Annotated in this window: 27 protein-coding genes; 26 read left to right on the forward strand and 1 reads right to left on the reverse strand. The window is 54.0% G+C overall.

Features of this window, described 5'->3' with window-relative positions:
• The first annotated feature begins 31 nt into the window (after positions 1-31).
• The 20 genes from NLX71_RS05970 (at position 32) to NLX71_RS06065 (ending at position 20,013) form a co-directional block, all read left to right on the forward strand.
• The gene (locus NLX71_RS05970; RefSeq protein ID WP_254362576.1) at positions 32-913 is read left to right on the forward strand and encodes a helix-turn-helix domain-containing protein; all 882 of its coding nucleotides are present in this window, start codon (positions 32-34) and stop codon (positions 911-913) included.
• 222 nt (positions 914-1,135) lie between these two features.
• Positions 1,136-1,627 (forward strand): YajQ family cyclic di-GMP-binding protein, encoded by a 492-nt coding sequence (locus NLX71_RS05975; RefSeq protein WP_254362577.1) that lies wholly within the window; start codon positions 1,136-1,138, stop codon positions 1,625-1,627.
• Positions 1,628-1,768: 141 nt separating this feature from the next.
• Entirely contained in the window at positions 1,769-3,097 is a 1,329-nt protein-coding gene (gene rimO, locus NLX71_RS05980; protein WP_254362578.1) for a 30S ribosomal protein S12 methylthiotransferase RimO, read from the forward strand.
• Positions 3,094-3,681 carry a CDP-diacylglycerol--glycerol-3-phosphate 3-phosphatidyltransferase gene (gene pgsA / locus NLX71_RS05985; protein WP_254362579.1) on the forward strand — a complete coding sequence of 196 codons (588 nt, stop codon included), beginning with the start codon at positions 3,094-3,096 and terminating at the stop codon, positions 3,679-3,681. Before rimO ends, pgsA begins: the two co-directional genes overlap by 4 nt.
• Positions 3,682-3,719: 38 nt before the next feature.
• Positions 3,720-4,967, forward strand: a complete 1,248-nt coding sequence (locus NLX71_RS05990) for a competence/damage-inducible protein A (protein WP_254362580.1) — start codon at positions 3,720-3,722, stop codon at positions 4,965-4,967.
• A 185-nt stretch (positions 4,968-5,152) separates the two neighbouring features.
• Positions 5,153-6,208: a recombinase RecA gene (recA, locus tag NLX71_RS05995; protein WP_302058097.1), complete on the forward strand. Its 1,056-nt coding sequence runs from the start codon at positions 5,153-5,155 to the stop codon at positions 6,206-6,208.
• A 66-nt stretch (positions 6,209-6,274) separates the two neighbouring features.
• Positions 6,275-6,982: a RecX family transcriptional regulator gene (locus NLX71_RS06000; protein WP_254362581.1), complete on the forward strand. Its 708-nt coding sequence runs from the start codon at positions 6,275-6,277 to the stop codon at positions 6,980-6,982.
• Between the two features lie 254 nt (positions 6,983-7,236).
• On the forward strand, positions 7,237-8,781 hold the full coding sequence (gene rny, locus NLX71_RS06005) for a ribonuclease Y (RefSeq protein WP_254362582.1): 1,545 nt from the start codon (positions 7,237-7,239) through the stop codon (positions 8,779-8,781).
• A gap of 97 nt (positions 8,782-8,878) precedes the next feature.
• Complete coding sequence (locus tag NLX71_RS06010; RefSeq protein ID WP_254362583.1) at positions 8,879-9,673, forward strand: TIGR00282 family metallophosphoesterase; 795 nt, start codon at positions 8,879-8,881, stop codon at positions 9,671-9,673.
• Between the two features lie 119 nt (positions 9,674-9,792).
• Positions 9,793-10,053, forward strand: coding sequence for a stage V sporulation protein S (locus tag NLX71_RS06015; protein ID WP_006286829.1), 261 nt, complete (start codon positions 9,793-9,795; stop codon positions 10,051-10,053).
• Between the two features lie 116 nt (positions 10,054-10,169).
• Positions 10,170-10,328: a dipeptidase gene (locus tag NLX71_RS06020; RefSeq protein WP_254362584.1), complete on the forward strand. Its 159-nt coding sequence runs from the start codon at positions 10,170-10,172 to the stop codon at positions 10,326-10,328.
• Positions 10,329-10,425: 97 nt separating this feature from the next.
• Positions 10,426-10,701: a membrane dipeptidase gene (locus NLX71_RS06025; RefSeq protein ID WP_254362585.1), complete on the forward strand. Its 276-nt coding sequence runs from the start codon at positions 10,426-10,428 to the stop codon at positions 10,699-10,701.
• Between the two features lie 220 nt (positions 10,702-10,921).
• Positions 10,922-12,673, forward strand: coding sequence for a 2-oxoacid:acceptor oxidoreductase subunit alpha (locus NLX71_RS06030; RefSeq protein ID WP_254362586.1), 1,752 nt, complete (start codon positions 10,922-10,924; stop codon positions 12,671-12,673).
• Positions 12,661-13,527 (forward strand): 2-oxoacid:ferredoxin oxidoreductase subunit beta, encoded by an 867-nt coding sequence (locus tag NLX71_RS06035; RefSeq protein WP_090668492.1) that lies wholly within the window; start codon positions 12,661-12,663, stop codon positions 13,525-13,527. Before NLX71_RS06030 ends, NLX71_RS06035 begins: the two co-directional genes overlap by 13 nt.
• Before the next feature lie 115 nt (positions 13,528-13,642).
• Positions 13,643-14,212, forward strand: coding sequence for a phosphate propanoyltransferase (gene pduL / locus NLX71_RS06040; RefSeq protein ID WP_254362587.1), 570 nt, complete (start codon positions 13,643-13,645; stop codon positions 14,210-14,212).
• A gap of 98 nt (positions 14,213-14,310) precedes the next feature.
• Entirely contained in the window at positions 14,311-15,786 is a 1,476-nt protein-coding gene (gene miaB / locus NLX71_RS06045) for a tRNA (N6-isopentenyl adenosine(37)-C2)-methylthiotransferase MiaB (protein WP_254362588.1), read from the forward strand.
• 28 nt (positions 15,787-15,814) lie between these two features.
• On the forward strand, positions 15,815-16,258 hold the full coding sequence (locus tag NLX71_RS06050; protein WP_254362589.1) for a YlbF/YmcA family competence regulator: 444 nt from the start codon (positions 15,815-15,817) through the stop codon (positions 16,256-16,258).
• A gap of 199 nt (positions 16,259-16,457) precedes the next feature.
• Entirely contained in the window at positions 16,458-16,922 is a 465-nt protein-coding gene (nikR, locus tag NLX71_RS06055; RefSeq protein WP_302058098.1) for a nickel-responsive transcriptional regulator NikR, read from the forward strand.
• 143 nt (positions 16,923-17,065) lie between these two features.
• Entirely contained in the window at positions 17,066-19,288 is a 2,223-nt protein-coding gene (locus NLX71_RS06060; protein WP_254362590.1) for a heavy metal translocating P-type ATPase, read from the forward strand.
• 38 nt (positions 19,289-19,326) lie between these two features.
• Positions 19,327-20,013, forward strand: a complete 687-nt coding sequence (locus NLX71_RS06065) for a sulfite exporter TauE/SafE family protein (RefSeq protein WP_254362591.1) — start codon at positions 19,327-19,329, stop codon at positions 20,011-20,013.
• A gap of 119 nt (positions 20,014-20,132) precedes the next feature.
• Here NLX71_RS06065 and NLX71_RS06070 read toward each other — a convergent pair whose 3' ends face one another.
• Positions 20,133-20,561 carry a FixH family protein gene (locus NLX71_RS06070; RefSeq protein ID WP_254362592.1) on the reverse strand — a complete coding sequence of 143 codons (429 nt, stop codon included), beginning with the start codon at positions 20,559-20,561 and terminating at the stop codon, positions 20,133-20,135.
• A gap of 91 nt (positions 20,562-20,652) precedes the next feature.
• Here NLX71_RS06070 and NLX71_RS06075 point away from each other — a divergent pair, with 91 nt between their 5' ends.
• The 6 genes from NLX71_RS06075 to hrpB all read left to right on the forward strand — a co-directional run bounded on the left by NLX71_RS06075 (position 20,653) and on the right by hrpB (position 25,052).
• Positions 20,653-21,000: a c-type cytochrome gene (locus NLX71_RS06075; protein ID WP_254362593.1), complete on the forward strand. Its 348-nt coding sequence runs from the start codon at positions 20,653-20,655 to the stop codon at positions 20,998-21,000.
• Between the two features lie 172 nt (positions 21,001-21,172).
• A complete protein-coding gene (locus NLX71_RS06080) occupies positions 21,173-21,361 on the forward strand; it encodes a hypothetical protein (RefSeq protein ID WP_254362594.1) in 189 nt (62 codons plus the stop codon).
• The gene (locus NLX71_RS06085; RefSeq protein WP_254362595.1) at positions 21,358-21,582 is read left to right on the forward strand and encodes a YwbE family protein; all 225 of its coding nucleotides are present in this window, start codon (positions 21,358-21,360) and stop codon (positions 21,580-21,582) included. Before NLX71_RS06080 ends, NLX71_RS06085 begins: the two co-directional genes overlap by 4 nt.
• A 63-nt stretch (positions 21,583-21,645) precedes the next feature.
• Entirely contained in the window at positions 21,646-22,044 is a 399-nt protein-coding gene (locus NLX71_RS06090; protein WP_254362596.1) for a YmaF family protein, read from the forward strand.
• A 127-nt stretch (positions 22,045-22,171) separates the two neighbouring features.
• Complete coding sequence (locus NLX71_RS06095) at positions 22,172-22,468, forward strand: chromate transporter (protein WP_254362597.1); 297 nt, start codon at positions 22,172-22,174, stop codon at positions 22,466-22,468.
• Between the two features lie 97 nt (positions 22,469-22,565).
• A complete protein-coding gene (gene hrpB / locus NLX71_RS06100; protein WP_254362598.1) occupies positions 22,566-25,052 on the forward strand; it encodes an ATP-dependent helicase HrpB in 2,487 nt (828 codons plus the stop codon).
• The last annotated feature ends 18 nt before the right edge of the window (positions 25,053-25,070 follow it).

The following is a 25,070-nucleotide window of genomic DNA, read 5'->3' on the forward strand; positions in this document are numbered from 1 at the left end:
CAGGTTCTGAGCGTCGGAAAGGGGTGACCACATGTCCGATTTGGGTCAATTGCTAAAAAAAGCCAGAATTGAAAAGAAAATATCTCTCGATGACCTGCAGGAAACAACCAAGATTCGCAAACGGTATCTGGAAGCGATTGAGGATGGCAACTACAAAGTGCTGCCCGGGAACTTTTATGTCCGGGCTTTTATAAAGAGCTATGCCGAAGCGGTCGGGATGGAGCCGAACGAAGTGTTGAACATGTATCAGAATGTCATCCCGCAACCGGAGCCGGAGCAAATCGAACCGATCCGCACCAAACGGACGACCCGCAATACGGAACGGCTCGGAAAATGGGCGTCCAATGTGATGGTTATTTCCTTCGTTGTGCTTATTCTTGGGGTCATCTACTACTACGTAAGCCAAAACTATAGCGGCAGCACGAATGATGCGACCAAAGATTTGCCGAAGAAAATTACCGAAAAGGTCGAGCCAGCCGCTAAAACGCCCGATCCCGGAAATGCCGGAGCGAATGGAGCTAACGGAACGAATGGAGCGCTTGCGGATACTAAGCCGGTTCAGGTGCCTACGCCGCCCCCGGCGTCGACTCCGACAACGGAGGTCAAGCTGGTCAAAAGCGAACGGGGGACCGATTATTACACGGTTACGGGGACGGATAAGCTGAAAATCGAAATGAAAGTGACCGGGGATTCCTGCTGGGTCGAAGTCGATTCGCCGCCTGCCCCGAAAAAAACGGTGATCGATTCCACGACGTTCAAAAACGGGGAAACGAAAACGTGGGATTTGACCGATACGGCTTTCATGATTTTCGGAAAAGCCAATGCGGTCGAGTTGAGCGTTAACGGCTCGCCGGTTGTCGTAGGCGATCAGCCGAACGTGAAAAAAATTCAAGTCGATATCCAAAAGTCATAGCATAGCCGCCGGAAAAACGGAAATACTGGACAACGTATGCCTCTCGTTCATTTTCGCTTGAAGGACTGACATGTTTCGCCGATCGGCCGACAGCGATAACGCTTAAAATTCCGGCGCATTTGAACAATACGGCTTCAAGACACGCGAAAGCTTTGTGCTGAGGGTGTCTTTTTTGTTACAATAGAGGGCGTGGAATTTAGATAAGAAAGGGGAGCGGATTTTGTGAGCAGTGAAAACTCGTTTGATATCGTATCGAAGCTGGATCTTCAGGAGATGAACAACGCCATTAACCAGGCGGAAAAGGAGATCGCGACACGCTTTGATTTTAAAGGAAGCAAGAGCAGCATCTCGTTGGAGAAAGAAGAGCTGGTGGTCATCTCGGACGACGATTTCAAGCTTCAAAACGTATTGGACATTTTGCAGTCCAAGATGGCGAAGCGCGGCATATCGCTTAAAAATTTGGAGTATGGGAAAGTCGAGCCTGCTGCCGGCAGTACGGTGCGTCAACGCATTAAAGTTAAGCAGGGGGTCGACCAAGACAACGCCAAAAAAATCAATGTGCTGATCCGCGATTCCAAGCTGAAGGTAAAAAGCCAGATCCAGGGGGACCAAATTCGCGTAACCGGAAAAAGCAAAGACGACCTGCAGCAGGTTATGGCGCTGCTTCGGAAGGCGGATATTTCGCTCGATCTTCAGTTTATCAATTTCAGGTAAGGCCAAAGAACGGTTCGGCTGCCTTACGGAAACGGACCCGTAAGGTATTTTTGCTGCTTTTGACACCTTTTCATACGGTATATTATACTTGAACCAACCGTTTAGTAGTAAAAGGTACTAATCATGGTGGAGGATTTTGACATGACAGAGAAAGTGAAAGTGGTTACCTTAGGATGTGAGAAAAACCTGGTCGATTCGGAGATCATGTCCGGGCTCGTGTATGAGCGCGGGTATTCCTTGGTTAACGATAAAGAAGAAGCGACCATCATTATTGTAAATACATGCGGATTTATCGATGCGGCCAAAGAGGAATCGGTCAATACGATTCTCGATTTGGCAGAGTTGAAGCAGACGGCCAATCTCAAGGCGCTGATCGTATCAGGGTGCCTGACCCAGCGGTATAAGGAAGAATTGATGAAGGAGATGCCGGAGATCGACGGAATCGTCGGAACCGGGGATTTCCACAACATTAACGACATTATCGACCAGGCGTTGATCGGCCGCAAGCCTGTGATGGTCGGCAATCCAGTGTTTAACTACGAGCAGAAGCTGCCGAGACGAATGGCGACTCCGCGCTATACGGCGTATGTGAAAATTGCGGAGGGCTGCGACAATGCCTGTACATTCTGCAGCATTCCGATCATGCGGGGCAAGTTCCGCAGCCGTTCCATTGAATCGATTCTGGACGAAGTGGCCCAACTGGCTTCGCAGGGCGTCCGGGAGATCAGCCTCATCGCGCAGGATTCGACCAACTACGGGACGGATCTGTACGATACGTTCATGCTGCCGGAGCTGATGAACCGGGTAAGCGCCGTGCCGGGCATCGAATGGGTGCGGCTGCATTACGCGTATCCCGGCTTCTTTACGGACGAGCTGATCGATGTCATCGCGAACAACCCTAAAGTGTGCAAATACGTCGATATGCCTTTGCAGCACAGCGAGGACAGCATCTTGAAGCGGATGCGGCGTCCGGGGCGTCAGCGGGACGCACGGGAGCTGATCCGCAAAATCCGTGATCGCATTCCGGGCGTATCGCTTCGCACGTCGCTTATTGTCGGATTCCCGGGGGAAACGGAAGAAGATTTCGAGAATCTGAAATCGTTTATCCGAGAAGTGAAATTCGACCGTCTGGGCGTGTTCACTTATTCCAAGGAAGAAGATACGCCGGCTTTCCGTCTGCCGGATCAAGTGCCGGACGAAGTCAAAGAATACCGCTCGAACGTGCTTATGGAGCTGCAGCGTGAGATTGCAAACGAGCGCAACGGCGAGCGCATCGGTCAAGTGATCGACGTATTGATCGAAAAATACGACGGGCGCAACGATGTCTATGTCGGCCGTTCGCAATACGATGCTCCCGAGATCGACGGCGAAGTGTTTGTCGGCGGCGGGCAGCTCAAAATCGGCGAAATTGCCAAGGTTCGCATCACCCACTCCTTCGAGTTTGACTTGTCCGGGGAGGTCGTGGCATGAATCTGGCCAACCGGATCACTCTGGCGAGGATATTTCTGGTTCCGATCATCATGTTATTTCTGCTCGTCAACGTTAAGTTTCCGCATATTCGCATCGAGCAGTTCAGCATTACGTACAACCAGATCATTGCGGCGCTGATCTTTATCATAGCCGCCAGCACCGACAGTTTGGACGGATATATCGCCAGAAAACGGAAGCTTGTGACCAATCTGGGCAAGCTTCTCGATCCGCTGGCCGACAAGCTTTTGGTGTCTGCCGTATTGATCTCGCTCGTTGAAATGAACAAGGTTGACGCTTGGATCGTCATCGTGATCATCAGCCGCGAGTTCGCTGTCACCGGCTTGCGGCAGATCGCTTTGCTCGAAGGGTCCGTCATAGAGGCCAGCAAATGGGGGAAATGGAAGACGGCGGCGCAGATTACGGCCATTATCGCACTGCTTATCAACAATTTTCCGTTTGCGTTCATCAACTTCCGCTTCGACATCGTAGCCAGTTGGATTGCTGCTATCATTACGATTTATTCGGGCTTCGATTATTTTATCAAAAACAAGCATGTCATTAATTTTAGCGATCAAAAACAGTAGGGACAGCCTATTGTTTTTGTGCTATTTGGAGGCGTACCGTGAGAGCTGAGATCATAGCCGTCGGCACTGAGCTGCTGATGGGACAAATCGTAAATACGAATGCGCAGTACCTGGCTAAAGGCCTTGCGGATATCGGCGTTGGCGTTTATTTCCAGACGGTCGTCGGCGACAACGTCTCGCGGATTAAAGAATCGCTGCATATCGCCAAGGGCCGCGCGGATCTCATTATTTGCACGGGCGGACTCGGACCGACGCAGGACGATTTGACGAAGGACGTACTGGGCGAGGTGCTCGGGCAAAAGCTTGTCATTCATGAGCCTTCGATGAATAAAATGACCGAGATGTTCCAGCGGAGGGGCATTCCGATGGTGGAAAGCAATACGCGGCAGGCGCTGATGCCCGAGCAAAGCGATCCGCTGCCGAACGATACGGGGCTGGCGGTTGGCGTAGCGGTAACGCACGAGGGTACGCATTACATTTTACTTCCCGGCCCACCCAAAGAGATGAAGCCGATGTTCGACCGGTATGCCAAGCCTTGGATTGAATCCAAGATGGATGACGTGCAGCCGCTTTACTCGGTCATGCTGAAGTTCGCAGGGATCGGAGAGTCGGCGCTGGAGCATGCCATAATCGATTTAATCGAAGCCCAGACGGACCCGACGATTGCCCCTTATGCCAAGGAGGGCGAGGTGGCGATCCGGCTTACGACGCGCGCCTCTTCGCCTGACGAGGCGATGGCCAGACTGCGTCCGCTGGAAGCGGAAATCCGTAGCCGGTTGGACGAGCACATTTACGCGGCGGAGGACCTCACTCTGGAGCAGCAGGTGCTGCGTATACTTGCGGAGAGCGGGCAAAAGCTTGCCGTAGCCGAGAGCTGCACAGGGGGCCTGCTCAGCGATCTGCTGACAGCCGTTCCGGGAAGCTCGCAATCGTTTTTGGGCGGCGTCATTTGCTACTCCTCGGCGTTAAAGCATAAGCTGCTCGACGTGCCGATGGAGTTGATGGAAGGACCGGACGCGCCCGGCGCTGTCAGCGAGGAGACCGCTGCGGAGCTGGCCCGCAATACGCTTCGTCTGCTGGAAGCGGACGTTGCCATATCGATTACCGGCGTCGCCGGGCCGGGCGAGACGGAAGGCAAGCCGGTCGGCTTGGTCTACGTAGGTCTCGCGCGCCGGAACGGTCAAGTCTTCGCCGTCAAGCTCCAGCTGTCCGGCAACCGCGAAACGATCAAGCTTCGGGCAGCGAAAAGCGCACTCTATCATTTGTGGAAATCGATAAAATCATAGTTGTCAGAAAACCCAAAATAAAGTATAATAGATGTTAGCGGAAGAACCGTAACATTTTTGAACCAAACGTGTTACGGTTTTTCTTTTGCCAAGCAAGCGAATGTATGTTCGGAAAAATGCTTGCCAGCCGATTCAAAACACGGTAATATGGTATCAGCAGATAAATCAAAAAGGACGTGATTCTTTTGTCAGATCGGCGCGCAGCCTTAGAAAATGCCCTTCGTCAAATTGAAAAGCAATTCGGGAAAGGTTCGATCATGAAATTGGGCGAATCGACCCATATGCAGGTAGAGACGAGCCCAAGCGGATCGCTGGCTTTGGATATCGCCCTAGGCATCGGCGGATTTCCGCGAGGTAGAATTATAGAGGTATACGGACCGGAATCGTCCGGTAAAACGACGGTAGCGCTTCACGCCATCGCCGAAGTTCAGAAAGGCGGCGGCACTGCGGCGTTCATTGATGCGGAGCACGCGCTGGACCCGCTGTATGCGAGCAAGCTCGGCATCAACATCGACGAGTTGCTGCTTTCCCAGCCCGATACGGGTGAGCAGGCACTGGAAATTGCGGAAGCGCTGGTGCGCAGCGGCGCGGTCGACATCATCGTCATCGACTCGGTTGCGGCTCTCGTACCGAAGGCCGAAATCGAAGGCGAGATGGGCGATGCCCACGTCGGCTTGCAAGCCCGCCTTATGTCGCAGGCGCTGCGGAAGCTGTCCGGAGCGATCAACAAGTCGAAAACGATCGCTATCTTTATCAACCAGTTGCGTGAGAAGGTCGGCATCATGTTCGGTAACCCGGAAACGACCCCAGGAGGCCGCGCGCTCAAGTTTTATTCGTCCGTCCGGCTTGACGTACGCCGCGTAGAGACGATCAAGCAAGGCAATGATATGGTTGGTAACCGGACCCGGATCAAAGTCGTCAAGAACAAAGTAGCGCCTCCGTTCAAGCAAGCGGATATCGATATTATGTACGGCGAAGGCATTTCCAAAGAAGGCAGTATCATCGATATTGGCGCCGAGATGGATATCATCCAGAAGAGCGGCGCATGGTATTCTTACAATAACGACCGCCTCGGCCAAGGACGTGAAAATTCGAAGCAGTTCCTGAAGGAAAACCCGCACATTGCCGACGTTATTGAGAAGAAAATTCGTGAGAACAGCAACCTGGTGCCGGTGATCGGGCCGAATACGGACGACGAGGACGAAGAGGAAGAATTGGCGCTGCTTGAAGAGAAAGAATAAACGTTCCGGCACCTTTAATCCAGATTAAAGGTGCCTTTGCCATTTTCAAGGGAGGTACTTGGATTCATGACCGAGCAGGAAAGGCCGCAGCTTCAATCGGGGCTGATTACGAAGGTGGAACGGCAGCGCAGGGGGCCGCACCGTTATAATATTTATATCGACGAGACCTTTGCGTTCTCGGTCCATGAGGATTTGATGATCAAGCAAAGGCTGCTCAAAGGCGAAGCCGTCGAAGCGGCGCAGCTTGAGCAGATTTTGGCCGAAGATGAAGCGCATAAAGCTTATTTGGACGCAATCCGTCTGCTGTCCAGCCGGCTCCGGTCTGAACACGAAATGAAGGCCCGGCTGAAGCAAAAAGGGTATACGCCGGAAATCACGGCATCGACGGTCGAGCGTTTAGCGAAGGAAGGCTACTTGAACGACGAGCAATTTGCCGAACAGCTCGCCAAACAGCGTCTCGAATCGCAAAAAAAAGGGCGGCATTGGATCAAGCAGGAGCTGCAGCAAAAAGGGATTCGCAAGGATCATATTCAAGCGGCGATGGAGCAGGTGGACGAAGAAACGGAATTTTCGATGGCGTACAGTCTTGTCTCAAAACGGTATCGTTCAGAGCTGGAGAAGGATCCAGTGAAGGCCAGGCGGAAAATTGCCGGCTTCCTTCAGCGCCGGGGTTATCCGGGGAAGGTCGTTAGCAAAGTGCTGGCGCGTTTGCCTCGAAAAGGACCGGAAGGGGATTGGGACGAAGAGATGTTCCCGGAAGAAGAGCAATTCTAGCAAATATGGAAAACGTAATCATACGACGGACGGAATATCGACTCATTCGGAGCCAACACCTTGACAAGCTTCTTTATCAAAAGATAAAATAATCATGTGAATGCGATACACAGAATCTTCCTTGAGTAGCCTGAGGAAGATTCGAACAAAGTAAAATCGCCAATTTTTACTTTTTACTAGCGTTTGTAGAATGGATCAAACAACCTGATTATCCCAAGCTTACCCCTTGGAGAAACAACGAGGAGGTGAACTGGATGCCTACGACAGTCATCTGGATCATAGTCGTTCTCGTTGTTGGTGCTCTATGCTTCGGGATCGGTTATTTTATCCGCAAGTCCCTTGCAGAGGCGAAGATTTCCAGTGCAGAACATGCTGCCGAGCAGATCAAGGAAAATGCCCATAAAGAGGCAGAGGCACTGAAGAAAGAAGCGGTTCTGGAGGCGAAAGACGAGATTCACAAGCTCAGAACCGAAGCTGAAAAAGACATTCGTGACCGTCGAAATGAAACTCAACGACAAGAGAGACGATTGTTGCAAAAAGAGGAATCGCTGGATAAAAAATTAGAATCTCTTGAGAAAAAAGAGGAGCAGGTCGCCAACAAGGAGAAACGAATCGAAGAAACCCAAGCGCAAATTGATCAGATTTATAAAGATCAAGTTGCCGAGCTGGAGCGAATTTCTGCGTTGACGATGGACGAAGCCAAACAAATCATCTTGACCAACGTAGAACAGGAAGTTCGCCACGAAACCGCTCAATTGATCAAGGAAATCGAACAGCAAGCTAAAGAAGAAGGCGACAAAAAGGCTAGAGAAGTCATCACGCTCGCCATTCAACGCTGCGCGGCCGATCATGTGGCCGAAACGACCGTATCGGTCGTAGCGCTTCCGAATGAAGAGATGAAAGGCCGGATTATCGGCCGTGAAGGCCGCAATATCCGGGCCTTGGAGACGCTCACCGGCATCGATTTGATCATCGACGACACGCCGGAAGCCGTCATTTTGTCCGGGTTTGACCCGATTCGTCGGGAAATCGCCCGAACTTCGCTTGAGAAGCTTGTAGCGGACGGACGAATCCATCCGGCTCGCATTGAAGAAATGGTCGAGAAGTCCCGCAAGGAAGTCGACGAGCGGATCCGCGAATACGGGGAGCAAGCAACGTTCGAAACCGGCGTACACGGTCTTCACCCCGACTTGATCAAAATTTTGGGCCGACTCAAATTCCGTACAAGCTACGGTCAAAACGTGCTCAAGCATTCCATGGAAGTGGCTTACCTCGCCGGACTGATGGCAGGAGAACTCGGAGTAGACGTGACATTGGCGAAACGTGCCGGTCTCCTTCATGACATCGGGAAAGCACTGGATCACGAAGTGGAGGGCTCTCACGTCGAGATCGGCGTTGAGATCGCCAAGAAGTACAAGGAGCATCCGGTGGTCATTAACAGTATCGCTTCGCATCACGGCGACTGTGAAGCGACTTCGGTCATCGCTATGCTGGTCGGTGCGGCTGATGCGCTGTCTGCAGCAAGACCAGGCGCGCGCCGGGAAACGCTCGAAACGTACATCAAAAGGCTCGAGAAGCTCGAGGAGATCTCCGAATCGTTCGAAGGCGTCGAGAAATCGTATGCGATCCAAGCCGGACGCGAAGTGCGCGTAATGGTTCAACCTGAGAAGGTGGACGATACCGAGGCATTCCGACTGGCAAGAGACATTACGAAGAAAATCGAAAGCGAGCTCGATTATCCGGGTCACATCAAGGTCACGGTCATTCGGGAAACGCGCGCTGTAGAATACGCCAAATAATTGCATACACTACAGAGGGAAGTGGCGATTTTGCCACTTCCCTCTCTAATTCAGCGGAAAGCTGCAGAAAATTTAAAGTGAGGCAGGGGAGAGCCCGATGAAAATACTGTTCATTGGAGATATTGTCGGTTCGGTCGGCCGTAAAGCGTTGAAAACGTGCTTACCGACCCTCAAAAATAAATATAACCCGCATTGGATTATCGTGAACGGAGAGAACGCGGCAGCAGGGCGGGGCATTACGGCTGCGATCGCCAAAGACTTCTTCGAGCTTGGCGTGCACGGGATCACGATGGGCAATCATACGTGGGACCAAAAAGAAATCTTCGATTTTATCGACAAGGAAGACCGGCTGGTCCGGCCGGCCAATTTTCCGAAGGGAACGCCCGGAAAAGGGATGACGTTTATTAAAGTAAAGAACATCGAGCTAGCCCTCATCAATTTGCAGGGACGCACCTTTTTGCCTCCGCTCGATTGTCCGTTTGAGAAAGCGAATGAGCTGGTAGAGCAAGCTAAAAAGAGAACGAAGTATGTCTTTGTGGATTTTCATGCCGAGGCGACTTCGGAGAAGCTGGCGATGGGCTGGCATTTGGACGGCAAAGTATCCGCCGTCGTCGGGACACATACGCACGTACAGACGAACGACGAACGGCTGCTGCCCCAAGGCACGGCTTATGTGACGGATGTAGGCATGGTCGGCCCGCGGGACGGTATTCTCGGGATGGAGCGGAACGCCGTGCTGCAAAAATTTAAAACCCAGCTTCCCGTCCGCTTTGTCGTAGACGAAGGCAAATGGCATTTTCATGCCGTCAGCATGGAATTGGACCCGGCTACAGGGCTCGGAAAAAAGATTCAATTGATTCGCATGGACGAAGAGACGATTTTGTTTGATTGAATTGACGAACAATTTAAATATTTTCGAAAATACCATCTTCGGGTAGAAGGAATTAACCGCAAATTCCTAGAATATGATTAGTACTGGAAGCAATCATCATTCCCGAGGAGGTACTTTTCATGGAAGTATTAAAAGTGTCAGCAAAATCCAACCCAAATTCCGTCGCAGGCGCGTTGGCTGGAGTATTGCGTGAACGCGGGGCTGCTGAGCTTCAGGCCATCGGGGCAGGGGCCCTCAACCAAGCGATCAAAGCCGTAGCCATCGCGCGAGGATTTGTAGCTCCCAGCGGGGTTGATTTGATCTGCATACCAGCATTTACCGATATTGTCATCGACGGCGAAGACCGGACAGCCATTAAGTTGATTGTAGAACCGAGATAATGGCTTTGCAGCTTATAACCGAACGACCAAAGCGCCTGTCTACTTTTGTAGACAGGTTTTTTTGGTTTTGTTTCATTATGACACAGTCAAGCTTGCTCCTGAGGAGGGGATAGCCGATGTATGTTATCGATGGGCATTGTGATGCTTTGCTCAAGATGGTTGAGAACCCGGCCATTGATTTCTTCGATCCTCATGCAGACGTATTGGACGAATCTTATGTGAAAATGGCGCAAGGAGGCGTAAAACTGCAATTTTTTTGCGATTTACTTGCCTGAACGTATAACTCTGCCGCATTTTGACCATTACTTGGAATATATAAATATTTTTTATCAGAAAGTGATGCAGGACCCGCGCAGGGAGGATTTACACGGCGTGGGCGAATCGTTTATTAAAGACTGCAACGATTTGGGTATGCTATTGGATGCGTCCCATTTTGTCCGAGGCGGCGTTCTGGGATTTGGCGGCGGCCAGGCTGGGTTCGGATCGGATTTTGACGGCATCGATCAATGGATCCCGGGACTGGAGCATGCGGGGAAGATCCCGTACCTGACGGAAGCTTTGCTTAGACGGTTTCCGGAGGAACTGGTGAGAGAGTTCATGTATCGTAACTGGTTTACGTTCCTGCATCGTCATTGGCCGATTCATTAAAAGTTAACATCTGATTTGTAGATACAAGACAACTAAATTATTCTCTAATCGATATGGATTTGATCTAAAAAAGCTATCTATGCATTTTGTCGAAAACCCTTGCTTTTTATGTGTATAAGTCATAGAATTTGATGAGACAGCTGAAAGATTTTTTTTATATGAAATCTTTACAGTTCATGGTTTAGCTGCATGTCAGCGAATTTAAAAGGAGTGGACAACGTTGATTAGCCAATTATCTTGGAAGGTCGGAGGACAACAGGGGGAAGGCGTGGAAAGTACCGACAAAATCTTTTCCACGGCATTGACCAGACTGGGGTACTACTTGTACGGGTACCGTCATTTTTCCTCGCGGATCAAAGGCGGCCACACAAACAATAAAATCAGAATCAGTACGATGCCGATTCGCTCCATTTCCGACGATTTGGACATTCTCGTGGCCTTTGACCAAGAAACGATTGATGTGAATGCGCACGAGCTGCGCGAGAACGGCGTAATCATCGCCGACGCAAAGGTTAATCCGGTCATTCCGGAAGGCGTGAAAGCAAGACTGTTCCCGGTGCCGATTACGGCGATTGCGGAAGAGCTTGGCACTTCCTTGTTTAAGAATATGGCTGCTTCCGGCGCATCCTGGGCTTTGCTTGGTTTGCCGCTTGAAGTGTTTAATAAAGCAGTAGAAGAAGAGTTCGGCCGCAAGGGCGCTGCCGTGGTAGAGAAAAACGTGGAAGCGGTTCGCAAAGCTGCCGAGTTCGTTCTCGAATTGACTGGCGGTCCGCTGCCTGAATTCCAACTGGAGCCTGCCGACGGCAAGCAAAAGCTATTCATGATTGGCAACGACGCTATCGGTCTCGGCGCAGTCGCCGCAGGCTGCCGCTTCATGCCTGCCTACCCGATCACGCCGGCTTCCGAAATTATGGAATACCTGATCAAGACGCTGCCGAAATTCGGCGGAACGGTTATCCAAACCGAAGACGAGATCGCAGCATGTACGATGGCCATTGGGGCCAACTACGGCGGCGTTCGCGCCCTGACAGCTTCCGCAGGCCCTGGTCTTTCCTTGATGATGGAAGCAATTGGCTTGGCTGGTATGACGGAAACGCCTGTCGTTATCGTCGATACGCAGCGCGGCGGTCCAAGTACGGGACTTCCGACGAAGCAGGAGCAATCCGACGTGCTTGCCATGATTCACGGAACGCACGGCGAAATTCCGAAAATCGTTCTGTCGCCTTCGACCATCGAAGAGTGCTTCTACGACACGATCGAAGCGTTCAACTTAGCGGAAGAATATCAGGTTCCGGTTATTTTGCTGACGGACCTGCAGCTTTCCTTGGGTAAACAATCAAGCGAATTGCTCGATTACAATAAAATCCAGATTAAACGCGGCGAACTGCAAACCGGCGAACTGCCTGCTCCGGGCGAGAACCAAATGTTTAAACGCTACGAATTCACTGAGAACGGGATTTCCAAGCGTTCGCTGCCGGGTCAAAAATACGGCATCCACCATGTAACCGGGGTTGAGCACTCTGAAGACGGACGTCCGTCGGAAAGCCCGATTAACCGCAAGAAAATGATGGACAAACGTTTGGGTAAAATGAAGCACTTGAAAGTCACCAATCCGATTCTGGTCGACGCTCCTCATGAAGAGCCGGACCTGCTCATTATCGGTATGGGCTCCACGGGCGGCACCATTGACGAAGCAAGACGCCGTCTGGCTGACAAAGGCATGAAAACGAATCACATCACCGTTCGTTTGCTGCATCCGTTCCCGGTGGAAGAAATTAAGCCTTACCTGGAAAAAGCGAAAACGGTTGTTGTTCTTGAAAACAATGCTACGGGTCAGCTGGCTTCCTTGATTAAGCTGAACGTTGGCTACGCCGATAAAATTAAGAGCATGTTGAAATATGACGGTAATCCGTTCTTGCCTGCCGAAATCACTAAATACTGTCAGGAGTTGAACCTTGTATGGCAACGTTAAAAGATTTCCGTAACAATATCAAACCGAACTGGTGCCCAGGTTGCGGCGACTTCTCCGTGCAAGCGGCTATCCAAAGAGCGGCTGCCAATGTCGGTCTGGAACCGGAACAACTTGCGGTTGTCTCGGGGATCGGCTGCTCCGGCCGGATTTCCGGTTACATCAACGCTTACGGATTCCACGGCGTTCACGGACGTTCGTTGCCAATCGCGCAAGGTCTCAAAATGGCTAACCGCGAACTGACGGTCATCGCTGCAGGCGGCGACGGCGACGGCTTCGCGATCGGGATGGGTCATACGGTTCATGCGATTCGCCGGAACATCAACATCACCTATATCGTTATGGATAACCAAATCTACGGCTTGACCAAAGGGCAAACGTCGCCCCGCAGCGCCGAGGGCTTCAAGACGAAATCGACGCCGTCCGGCTCCATCGAGTCCGCATTGTCGCCGCTTGAAGTAGCGCTGGCTGCAGGAGCTACGTTTATCGGTCAATCGTTCTCCAGCAACTTGAAACAGCTGACTTCCTTGATCGAAGAAGGTATGAAGCATGAAGGCTTCTCTTTCATCAACGTATTCAGCCCGTGTGTCACGTTCAACAAAGTGAATACGTACGAGTGGTTTAAAGAGCATATCGTTGATTTGGAAGAAACGCCGGATTACGATGCTTCCAACCGTGTGGCAGCCATGACGAAAATCATGGAAACCAACAGCCTCGTGACAGGACTTATCTATCAAGACAAGAGCAGAAAAAGCTACGAGGATATGGTTGCAGGCTTCAAGCCGGAAGGTCTCGCGAAGCAAAATCTTAACATCACCGAGCAAGAGTTTGAAAAATTGGTGGCGGAATTCAAATAATTTTCCGAATTTTCTTAAGCATATGGCCCTGGGCCGTATGCTTTTTTTATGCCGTGCGGGTATAATAGATTTGAGCTTCATGGAATCTTTTGCATAAGAGAGGGGCATAATGGACATGAAACAAGTACCGATCGGCGTTTCCGCCAGACATATTCATTTGTCGAAAGAACATATCGCTTTGCTGTTTGGCGCAGGGTATGAATTAAAGGAGATGAAGGCATTATCGCAGCCGGGGCAGTATGCTGCTGAAGAAACGGTCGCGGTCGTCGGACCGAAAGGCCGTTTCGATAAGGTTCGCATTTTGGGGCCGGCCCGCAGCAAGTCCCAGCTTGAAATATCCCGTACCGATGCGTTCGCTCTCGGGGTGAACCCGCCCGTACGCGAGTCCGGCCATATCGACGGTACGCCGGGGATTAAGGTCATCGGACCGGCCGGCGAAGTGGAGTTGGAAGCGGGCGTGATCGTAGCGGCGCGTCATATTCATTTTCATACGGACGATGCGGCCAAGTGGGGCATTGCGGATAAGCAGGAGCTTACCGTGCGTGTCGAAGGAGAACGCGGCGTAACGTTTGAGCATGTGATTGCCCGGGTTTCCGATCAGTTCGCGCTGGACATGCATATCGATACCGACGAAGCGAACGCGGCCGGAATTAAAACCGGGGATATCGGCGTGATTTTAGTGTAATCCACCCATGAATTTCTTTGAAATGCAGGCTGCAAGCATGATATAATAAAAGGTATGATCTTTGCAGCATACTGCAAGCTTCAGGAGGAATTCATTTCATGACGACAAAAAATAAATCCGAAAAAGATTACTCGATATATTTCCAGCCGCCGTCTCTCAGCGATGCGAAGAAGCGGGGGAAAGAAGACATTCAAGTGCATTATGATTTCGACATCCCGGAAGAGATGCGTGAGATCGGCAAGGACAAGTATTACTTGATTCAAACGTACGGCTGTCAAATGAACGAGCACGACACCGAGACGATCAAAGGCCTGCTGGAGCAGATGGGCTATCGATCCACCGATGACCGCAAGCAGGCGGACATCATTCTGCTCAACACCTGTGCCGTACGGGAAAATGCGGAAGATAAAGTATTCGGCGAGCTTGGTCATCTCAAGCATCTGAAGATCGAGAAGCCATCGCTGATCTTGGGTGTGTGCGGTTGTATGTCGCAGGAAGAATCGGTCGTGAACCGGATTTTGAAGAAGCATCCGTTCGTCGATCTGATCTTCGGCACGCATAACATCCACCGTCTGCCATTCCTGTTAAAGGAAGCGATGTTCAGCAAGGAAATGGTGATCGAGGTATGGTCCAAGGAAGGCGACATCATCGAAAACCTGCCGAAGAAGCGAGAAGGCATCAAAGCGTGGGTCAACATCATGTACGGCTGCGATAAGTTCTGTACGTACTGTATCGTGCCGTATACGCGGGGCAAGGAGCGCAGCCGCCTTCCGCAGGACGTGATCGCCGAAGTACGAGACTTGGCGCGTCAGGGCTTCAAGGAAATTATGCTGCTCGGCCAGAACGTAAACGCCTACGGCAAAGATTTTGACGATATGAAATATGGGCTTGGCGATTTGATGGATGAAGTTCGCAAGATCGACATTCCGCGTGTCCGCTTCACGACGTCGCATCCGCGCGATTTTGACGACCGTTTGATCGAGGTGCTGACTAAGAAAGGCAACCTGATGGAGCATATCCATCTGCCTGTGCAGTCGGGCAGCAACGAGATTTTGAAGCGGATGAGCCGCAAATATACGCGAGAGCATTATTTGGAGCTGGTCGCCAAAATCAAAAAGGCGATACCGGATGTCGTGCTGACGACGGATATCATCGTAGGTTTTCCGGGCGAAACCGACGAGCAGTTCGAGGAAACGGTCTCGCTTGTGCAGGAAGTCGGCTACGACAGCGCCTATACATTCATCTACTCCCCGCGGGAAGGTACGCCGGCAGCGGGCATGGAGGATAACGTGCCTTATGAGGTGAAGCGGGACCGTCTCATTCGTTTGAACGACGTGCTTAACGTCTACGCCAAACGGAGCAATGAGCGGTTGAAAGGACAGACGCTGGAAGTGCTGGTGGAGGGCGAAAGCAAGAACAATGCCGCCGTATTGGCCGGCCGGACTCGCACGAACAAGCTCGTTCATTTCGAAGGGCCGAAGGAACTGGTAGGCCGGTTTGTCCAAGTGAAAATTACGGAAACCCCGACGTTCTACATCAAAGGCGAATTGGTCGGAGAAGCCGTGGCTCAATAAATCGAATGCAGGGGCGTGACGAAGCCTAATGGCAGAGCAGAAATTTACGAATTGCGGCATGGAGCTGTATACGAATACGGAAATGATCCTGCGCGAAGACATTTTGGATAAAGCTAAGGAACTGGCAGGGCTGCTGGCTACCTCGAACGAGGTGCAGTTTTTCCAGCAGGCGGAGCAGCAAATTGCCGGAAACGATCAAATCCAGACGTTGATTAGCGCGATCAAAAAGAAGCAGAAGGAAATCGTCGCTTTCGAGTCGTTCGACAATAAGAAGATGGTTGAAAAAATCGAGAAGGAAATCGACCAGCTGCAGGATCAGCTTGACTCGATCCCGATTGTCAGCCAATTCAAACAGTCACAGGAAGATATCAATTACTTGCTTCAGCTCGTTATGAGCGTCATTCGCGATACCATCTCCGATACGATTACGGTGGAGCAAGGAACCGTGGCCCGTTCGGGATGCAGCGAGTAAACAAAATTATACCGATACGCAGTTAGTTTGAGGACCGGCGTGCAGCCCCGGATGGGGGAGGCAGGCCGGTTTTTTTGTTGGTTTCGGCTGGTAAATGTGCCGACTGGCGGAAGGGCTATTTCGTTTGTGTCCGAATTCAGTTTGGGCGGCGGGTGTGCTACAATAATCGGGAGAGTGTGCGGATTGAGGTGAACGATCGTTGGAGAAAGACGTATTGACCCGGTTTGGCGTGTCCATGCCGGAGGAACTGATCAAGCAGTTTGATCAATATATCGCAGAGCAGGGCTACACGAACCGATCGGAAGCGATCCGGGATCTGGTACGTAAAGTGCTGTTGGAGCCGGGCGGCTTGAAGGCCGATCAACTCGTAGCGGGGACGATCGTCATGGTGTACGATCATCATGCGGCGGATCTTCCTTTGCAGCTTATCGAGCTGCAGCATAATTACCATCATGACATTATTTCGACGATGCATGTCCATCTGAATCACGATCAATGTCTTGAAATCATTGTCGTTCGCGGCTTGCTGACCAGGCTTCGGGAGCTGCAGCACAAGATTCAAGTACAGAAGGGCGTGCTTTACGCCGAGCTTTCCGTTACGTATTTGGACGAGCGGGGGACCGAACAGGAGCACGCCGATGCCGCGGAGCATCATCATAGCTAGCCACATTTAAACCGGCGGTCGTTTCTTTGTACGCAATTCGCAAAGAAGCGGCCGCGTTTCTTTGTCATGAAAATCGCCGCTCGTCCATATAGTTTAACGATGACCGGCTGCTGGGGCCTCAATCGGAATGGAGTGAGACGCGAATGAGCGGACAAGCGGATTTGAGCCGGATTACGCTGCATGTTACAGGTATGACGTGCACAGCTTGCGCTGCACGCATCGAGAAGGCGGTAGGCAAAATGGAAGGCGTGACCGAGGTCAGCGCCAATATTGCTTTGGAGCGGGCGGTCGTCTTGCTGGACGCGAAGCGGGTCCGGGCAGAGCAAATTGAAGACCGGATCGCGCAGCTTGGATATGGCGTCCGTCTGCTGCATCCGGCTGATGGGAAAATAAACGGCAATAGCAGCGAGGAAATTCGTCGCAGCCGGGCTATGTTCCTGCTTTCGCTTGCTTTTACGCTGCCTTTCTTCTGGGCGATGGTCCCGCATCATTTGACTTCCTCCTCACCCTGGGTACCCGACTTGCTGGCGAACCCGTGGTTCCAGCTTGCGCTTGCCGTTCCGGTGCAGTTCGGTTTCGGTCTCCCTTTTTATATCCGGGCCTATGAAGCTTTGAAAAACGGCAGCGCGAATATGGATGTGCTGATTGTTCTGGGTACGTCAACGGCCTTTTTGTATAGTCATTATTTGTTGTTTCATCCTTCGCATGCCATGATGGGGAGCGGGCACCACAGCCCGTACTATTTTGATACGAGCACCATGATCATTACGATCGTATGGCTTGGCCGATGGATCGAAGCGTCCGCCCGGAAGCGCACGGCGGATAGTCTATCGCAGCTTCATGCGATCCAGACGGACACGGCCAGCATGCTGACCCCGGACGGCGAACGCCGGGTCCCGGTAAGCATGTTGAAAGAGGGCGACCTGCTCCGCGTCCGTCCTGGCGAGCGTGTACCTCTCGACGGTATCGTCGCGCAAGGGATATCCGCGGTGGACGAATCGCTGATCACCGGGGAAAGCGTGCCGGCTAAGAAGCGAAAAGGAGACCGCGTCATCGGCGGAACCTTGAACGGTTCCGGCGTGCTGGAAATCCGTGTCCTGCGTACGACCAGTCAAAGCACGGTAGCCCGGATGGTTCGGATGGTGGAAGAAGCACAGAATGCGAAAGCGCCGATTCAGCGCGTCGCCGACAAAATTGCCGCGGTGTTTGTTCCGGTCATTGCCGTTACAGCCGTGTGCACCTTTTTGTACTGGTACGGAATGGGCGAGCCGGGGGCTGCGGGCGGAGCTTTGGAGAAGGCGATTGCCGTGCTGCTGATTGCTTGTCCATGCGCCTTGGGACTGGCGACGCCGGTATCCATTCTGGTCGCATCGGGCCGTGCCGCTCAGAAGGGGATCGTTTACAAGGAAGGGGCTGCACTAGAGCGGCTTCATCAAACGGACATTCTTCTGTTCGATAAAACGGGGACGGTGACGTTCGGGACGCCCAAGGTGACGGATGTGATTGCCGCAGAAGGCGAAACGCAGGCCACGCTGCTCAGCAAGCTCGCGGGTGCGGAACAGCTCTCTGAGCATCCGCTCTCGCGGGCGGTTGTCGAAGAGGCCGAGAGGCGGGGAGTGCGAGTGCCTGACTGCGGCAGTTTCTTGGCTGTTCCCGGCTGCGGGGTCCGGGCGGAGGTGCATGGACGCGGGATTGTCGCAGGGACTCGGCGTTGGCTGGAGGAGCAGGGCGTCCCTTTTGCGGAAACGGAAAAGGTTGCAGGTCCGCTGCGAAGCCAAGGGAAGCAGCTAATCTATGTGGCGGTGGACGGTCGTCCGGCCGGGGTCGTCGCTCTCGCCGATACGCTTCGACCGACGGCGGCTTCGGCGCTGCGGCAGCTCAAAAAGCAGGGAATGGACGTCCGGCTGGTGACCGGAGATCATGCTGCGGCGGCTAAAACAGTTGCGGAACGGCTTGGAAATGTGCCGTATTATGCGGATATGCTTCCGGACCAGAAGCTCGGGCTCGTCCGGCGGCTGCAAAGCCAAGGGAAGCGGGTGACCATGGTCGGCGACGGCGTAAACGACGCGCCGGCGCTCGCGGCAGCGGATATCGGCGTAGCCGTCGGTAACGGGACGGATGTGGCCAAGGCGGCCGCTGATGTGCATTTGCTAAAAAGCGATTTGAAAGCTATGGCCGATGCCGTGAGGATCAGTCGAAAGACGATGACAAATATTTATCAGAATATGGCGTTATCTTTTTGCTACAATGCTTTGGCGATCCCTGCTGCCTTAAGCGGCCATTTGGCGCCGTGGATGGCGTGTACGGCTATGGCTTTAAGCTCGTTGACGGTCATTATTAACGCACTTCGGCTGAAACGTGTGTAATTCCCTTCATTCCAAGCGAAGAAGGCAGGGAAGAGAAGATGGCGATCGGCGTTCATGATCTGACGCTGGCTTGGCTTGCCGGATTGCTTGGTGCGCCGCACTGCATTGGGATGTGCGGCGCGACCGTCTCCGGCTTCGCGCTGCAAGCGAAGACGAGTCCGCTTCGCTCCATTCTGGCTTACAATGCCGGACGGATTGCAACCTACGCCGCGCTCGGGGCGTTTATGGGCGCGGTCGGCTCGTTCGTCGATGGTGCGGGGAAGCTGGCGAATGTGCAGGGGACAGCGAGCTTATTGGGCGGCTGTCTTATTTTGCTGTGGGCTTTGCGGCGTACCACCCTCCCGCTGCATAGGCTAGACCCTCATCGGCTGCCGCTTGTCCGGCGGCTTACGGAGCGGTACCGGACAGCTGAGGAGGCAGGGACCGCGGTCGCCAGCGGTCTGCTGCTCGGATTCCTTCCCTGCGGATTGACCTATGCGATGGAAATGAATGCGGCGGCGAGCGCAAGTCCGCTGCATGGCTTGCTGCTTATGCTGTTGTTCGGTCTGGGCACCGTGCCTGCGCTGGTTTCCGTTGGGCTGTTTGCGGGCAAATGGAACAAGCGGCTGCGGAGCAAGGCCGCGATAGCCGGCCAATTCGTAGCCGTTTGGATCGGAGTGCTATCCGTACTTCGAGGCTTGGCTGCGGCCGGATGGATTCCGAGTGTTCATCCCTGGCTTTGGTGATAAATTGTAAGGGATTGTCCGCAAAACCGCCATAAATAAAGTGAAAAATAGCCCGGGGGAGTCATAGGCAGGCCCCGGACGATTCGTTACAGTGGAAGCAGGCTAGGGAATACCGGATATTATCGGACGGCGGCAAAAGGAAATCGGACCCGGAGCAATGTGTCTCCGGTTGTCATCGACACGTCGGCAACGGACGAGCCCGCCATGAGCGGAATACCTTCGCCGACATACAGGCCGGCCTCCGTTTCCGTCAGGGTAAAGGGGCTCGCGCCGCATAGCATTTGCGGCATCGAGATGGTGGCGGTCCCAGTCGCGCCGCTGACCGGCCGACCAGCCGTGTCGTGTAGCGTGACGGTAAACGTGCCGGGCTTCAGCGCCCTGGCCGGGCTCGTGTGAAGCGACACTTGAATGCGGTAGCCTTCTACCATAAAATCCGAGACCGGCGGGAACTGCGGGGAGGTGCCGGCGAATTGCCGGAAGCCGAACCAAGTCCCCAGGACGATCATGGCGCCGAGGGCGAAGAGGCGAAGCCAAACGGTGTTGGGCATAGCGGCCGTATCCCTGCCTTTCCGGGTAATATCGTTTCATATGTATCCCGGGTCAAGCTCCAATATTCCTCAAAACAAGGTGGTCATAGTCATGAAGCAAGCCTGGGTCCCATTGGCAATCGGATTGCTATTGTTAGCCGGAATTACAACGGCTTGCGGCGGGCACAAAAGCGGTGCGCCTGCGAACGCCCCCTCCAAAACGGTAGCCGGCGAAGCGTCTAATGCGGCGGCGATTTACAAGGCGAACTGCGTCTCCTGTCACGGGACCGATCTCTCCGGTAAAGTTGGGCCCAATCTTCAGAAGACGGGGGCCAAGCTGAGCCAAGAACAAATCACAGCCAAGATTCAGAACGGAGGCGGAGGAATGCCTTCTTACAAAAACACGTTGAAGGAACCCGAAATTCAGGCGTTGACGGAATGGTTGTCCGCCAAAAAGTAAACGATGGGAGTGCGTCCTGCCAAGCGGTGGACGCCTCTCTTTTTTTTGACCGTTTCATGAAATTGTCAAGGTTATCGCAGCAACGTAGTATTTTTTCGTTGGAAATTGTGGTATTTTGGTAAGCAAACGGTTAAAATATACTGTTGATTCGAAAGGGGTTTGAACGGAAGCGATGGCAACTATCATTTTGATCGTTTGCTTAATTGTTATGGGCACGTTCTTCAGCTTGGCTTTCGTGTGGCTGTTTCAGAAAAAAAAGGGACTTGCCATCAGCTTTACGATTTTGGGCCTCGCAAGCGCATTCGTGTTCTATTACGCCATTTTTGAGGGCTGGCTTCAGCTGCCGGAGCGGTACAAATGAGCGACGGACGCAAGCGCGCAAACGTTCTTCCGGGCGCCGAGGTGCTCATCGTCCTGAAGCAGGATCAGCGGAACGGAAAGCTAACGCGTGGCATCGTGAAGGATCTGCTGACGAATTCGGCGACACATCCGCACGGCATCAAGGTGCGTTTGACGGACGGACAAGTCGGCCGGGTCAAGGAAATCGTCAATCCGGAAGCCAAGAAGCCGGAACAGAAATAATCGTGCCTCTCCCTGCGTATTCTGTAGCATCTGCGATAAAAAAGCGAAGGGGAGAGCGCTTTTATGTCGGTTTGTCCGCTTCCGCCGGTGCCATATGTTCCACAGCCGCCGGCTCATGCCCACGCGTTCGTTGGCTGGACCTCCGTGGCGCTTGGGCATTTCCATGGAGTCGAGATGTTCGTCTATGCCGTGAACGGAGACGGAACGGACGGGCACGTGCACAGGTATCAAGGGCATACGAAAATGGCTATGGGCCACTTTCACCGTTTCATCGGGATGACGGGACCGCCGATTACGCTGCCGGATGGCTCTCATTATCATGAGATCGATGCGCTGACGGACGACGAGCCGTTTGAGTTTAAGCAAAATTATTACACGAGCGTGCTATCCGTCAAAAGGCACGCGCACAAATTTACCGGACGAACGGGACCGGGGATTGGCTACGAGCCTCCGGGCTGGTGAGTGCCATAGGCTATCTTTTTCTGACGCGGATTTGGACGATCCGGGTCTTTTTTTGTTGGTCTTGTTTGCGCTTAAAATTCAGTGTATTCGGATAGATATTGTAAACATAACTCCAACGTGATTCGGCATGGTGCTGCCGTCGCTGGCGATTATCGTGCTCATCGCCGCGTTCTTTTTCCGAATGCAGCAGCGGCCGGGGGTCAAAGCGACGTTCTACGGGCTGAAGCCGGTAGTGACCGAGATGATCGTCTACGCAGCGATTCATTTCAGTTTGCCGGGAAGCGGAAACGATTGGATGAGCTGGCATACGGTCGGGATGTTGATTATTTTGGAGATATGTCTCGGCGCTCTGATCAAATACCGCCTGCATCCGCTTGCAGTGATCGTCCTTTCGGGCGTTCTGGGAATTGCTTTCTTTCAATGAATCGAGAATTGTACAGGCTTAGCCCCGTTATGGGGCTTTCTTTGTGCGGTTGTGGTACAATAAAAACCGAATTTGCCGTACGTTGGAGTGAACGAATATGGGAGAACTGCCGATCAATCTCGTTTTAACGCAGTTGAAGGAGAAGCTGGGCGAGCATACGAATGCGGTGCTGGTAGCGCCGCCCGGCGCAGGCAAGACGACTCGCGTGCCGCTTGCGCTGCTAGAAGAGCCATGGGTGGCCGGACGCAAAATTATGATGCTGGAGCCGCGCCGCCTGGCTGCGAGAGCCGCCGCCCGGTACATGGCGTCCCGGCTTGGAGAGCAGGTCGGTGAAACGGTGGGCTACCGGGTCCGGCTGGATACGAAGGTCGGACCGAAAACACGCATCGAAGTCATCACAGAAGGCGTGCTTACGCGCCTGCTGCAGGCCGATCCCGCGCTTGAGGACGTGGCCGTCGTTATTTTTGACGAATTCCATGAACGAAGTTTGCATGCGGATCTGGGCTTGGCGTTTGCTCTGGAGTCGCAGGCGGTGCTGCGGGACGACCTGCGCATCCTGGTCATGTCGGCTACACTGGACGCGGCTCCGGTTGCCGCACTGATGCGCGATGCGCCGGTTGTGGTCAGCGAGGGCCGCAGTTATCCTGTGGAGACGCGGTATTTAAGCAAGCCTGTGGCAGGAAAACTGGAGCCGGTGGTAGCAGCGTGCATCCGTCAGGTGCTGGCTGCCGAAGAAGGGGATCTGTTAGCGTTTTTGCCCGGAGCGGGGGAAATTCGGCGCGTGGAACGGCTGCTGCTTGAAGCGGGACTCGATCCGCAGGTGAGAATCGCTCCCCTGTACGGGCAGCTTGCTCAAGGGGAGCAGGACGCGGCCATTGCGCCGAGCGTGCCGGGTATGCGCAAGGTCGTGCTCGCTACTTCTATCGCCGAATCGAGCTTAACCGTAGAAGGAGTACGCATCGTCGTCGACGGCGGCCGGATGCGCGTGCCGCGGTTCTCGCCCCGGACGGGCATGACGCGGCTGGAGACGGTCACCGTCTCGCGGGATTCGGCGGACCAGCGCCGCGGGCGCGCCGGACGTACGGCTCCCGGCGTGTGCTACCGGCTCTGGACGGAGCAGGAGGACCGCCGGCTGGCGCCTCACCGGGCGCCCGAGATCATGGAAGCGGATCTGGCCGCTCTAGCGCTTGAGCTTGCCGCTTGGGGCGTTGCCGATCCGGCGCAGCTTGCTTGGCTGACGTCGCCGCCTGCAGCCGCCTATGGTCAGGCGGTTGCGCTTCTGAAGCAGCTTGGCGCACTGGGGGACGATGGAGCGATGACCCCGCACGGCCGCCGCATGGCTGAGCTCGGTGGGTCGCCCAGGCTCGCGCACATGATGCTGCGAGCGGTGTCGCTCGGGCTTGGCGGGCTGGCTTGCGAGCTGGCCGCGCTGCTAAGCGACCGCGACCTGCTGCGTTTCCGGCCGGACTCGCCCAATGCGGACCTGCGGCTGCGCGTGGAGGCGCTTCGCGGAGCGGGTTCCGCGCCACAGGCGGTAGCCCCGGCAGCCCGCCGCAGGATCGCGGCAGAGGCTGAACAGGGGAAGCGCGCACTGGGCTTGCCGCTTGAGCAACGAGACGAAGTGAACGCCTGCGGAATGCTGCTTGCGTTCGCCTATCCCGACCGGATTGCGCAAAATAAAGGAAGCGGGCGCTTCCTGCTGAGCGGAGGCAGAGGCGGTTCGTTTTCAGGTCCTCAGCCGCTCTACGGCGAGAACTATTTGGTTGTCGCGGAGCTGGATGATCAGGGGGCGGACGGCCGCATCGATCTGGCGGCTCCGATCTCGGAGGAGCAGCTGCACCGGGCGTTCGCGGGCGCTATTGAAACGGAGACCGCAGTCGCGTGGGACCGGGCGGCTCAAGCGGTCCGTGCCCGCAAACGGGAGAAGCTCGGCGCGCTTACCTTGCGGAAAACGTCGGTGGAAGCCCCGGACCCGGAGCAGGTGCTGAATGCGCTGCTCGAGGGTATCGCGGCCGAAGGCTTGTCCATGCTGCCGTGGACCAAGGCGGCGAAGCAGCTGCGCGAGCGCATCGGGTTTATGCACCGGGTGGACCCGGCTTGGCCCGATGTTTCCGACGAGGCGCTGCTCGCGGGGCTGAAGGAGTGGCTCGGCCCGCATCTGTACGGGCTCAAAAGCCGGGATGACCTGCAGCGGCTCTCGATGGCCGCCATTCTGGACGGCATGCTCCCGTGGCCGCAGCGCCAGCAGCTCGACGACTTCGTGCCGACGCACGTTGCGGTGCCGAGCGGCTCGCGGATTCCGGTCGATTACAGCGATCCGGCGTCGCCGGTGCTGGCCGTAAGGCTCCAGGAGCTGTTCGGCCTGCGGGAGACGCCGCGCATCGGGGGCGGCAAGGTGCCGCTGCTGCTGCATCTGCTTTCCCCGGCGCATCGGCCGGTACAGGTTACGCGCGATTTGGCAAGCTTTTGGCAGGACGCCTATTTTGAAGTGAAGAAGGATTTGAAGGGCCGCTACCCGAAGCACGTATGGCCGGATGATCCGCTCACGGCTTTGCCGACGAACCGCGCCAAGCCGCGCGTATAACTCGCTTTAAGAAGGACA

Origin of the sequence: Paenibacillus sp. MZ04-78.2 (assembly GCF_024213375.1) — a bacterium.
Classification (GTDB): Bacteria; Bacillota; Bacilli; order Paenibacillales; family NBRC-103111; genus Paenibacillus_G.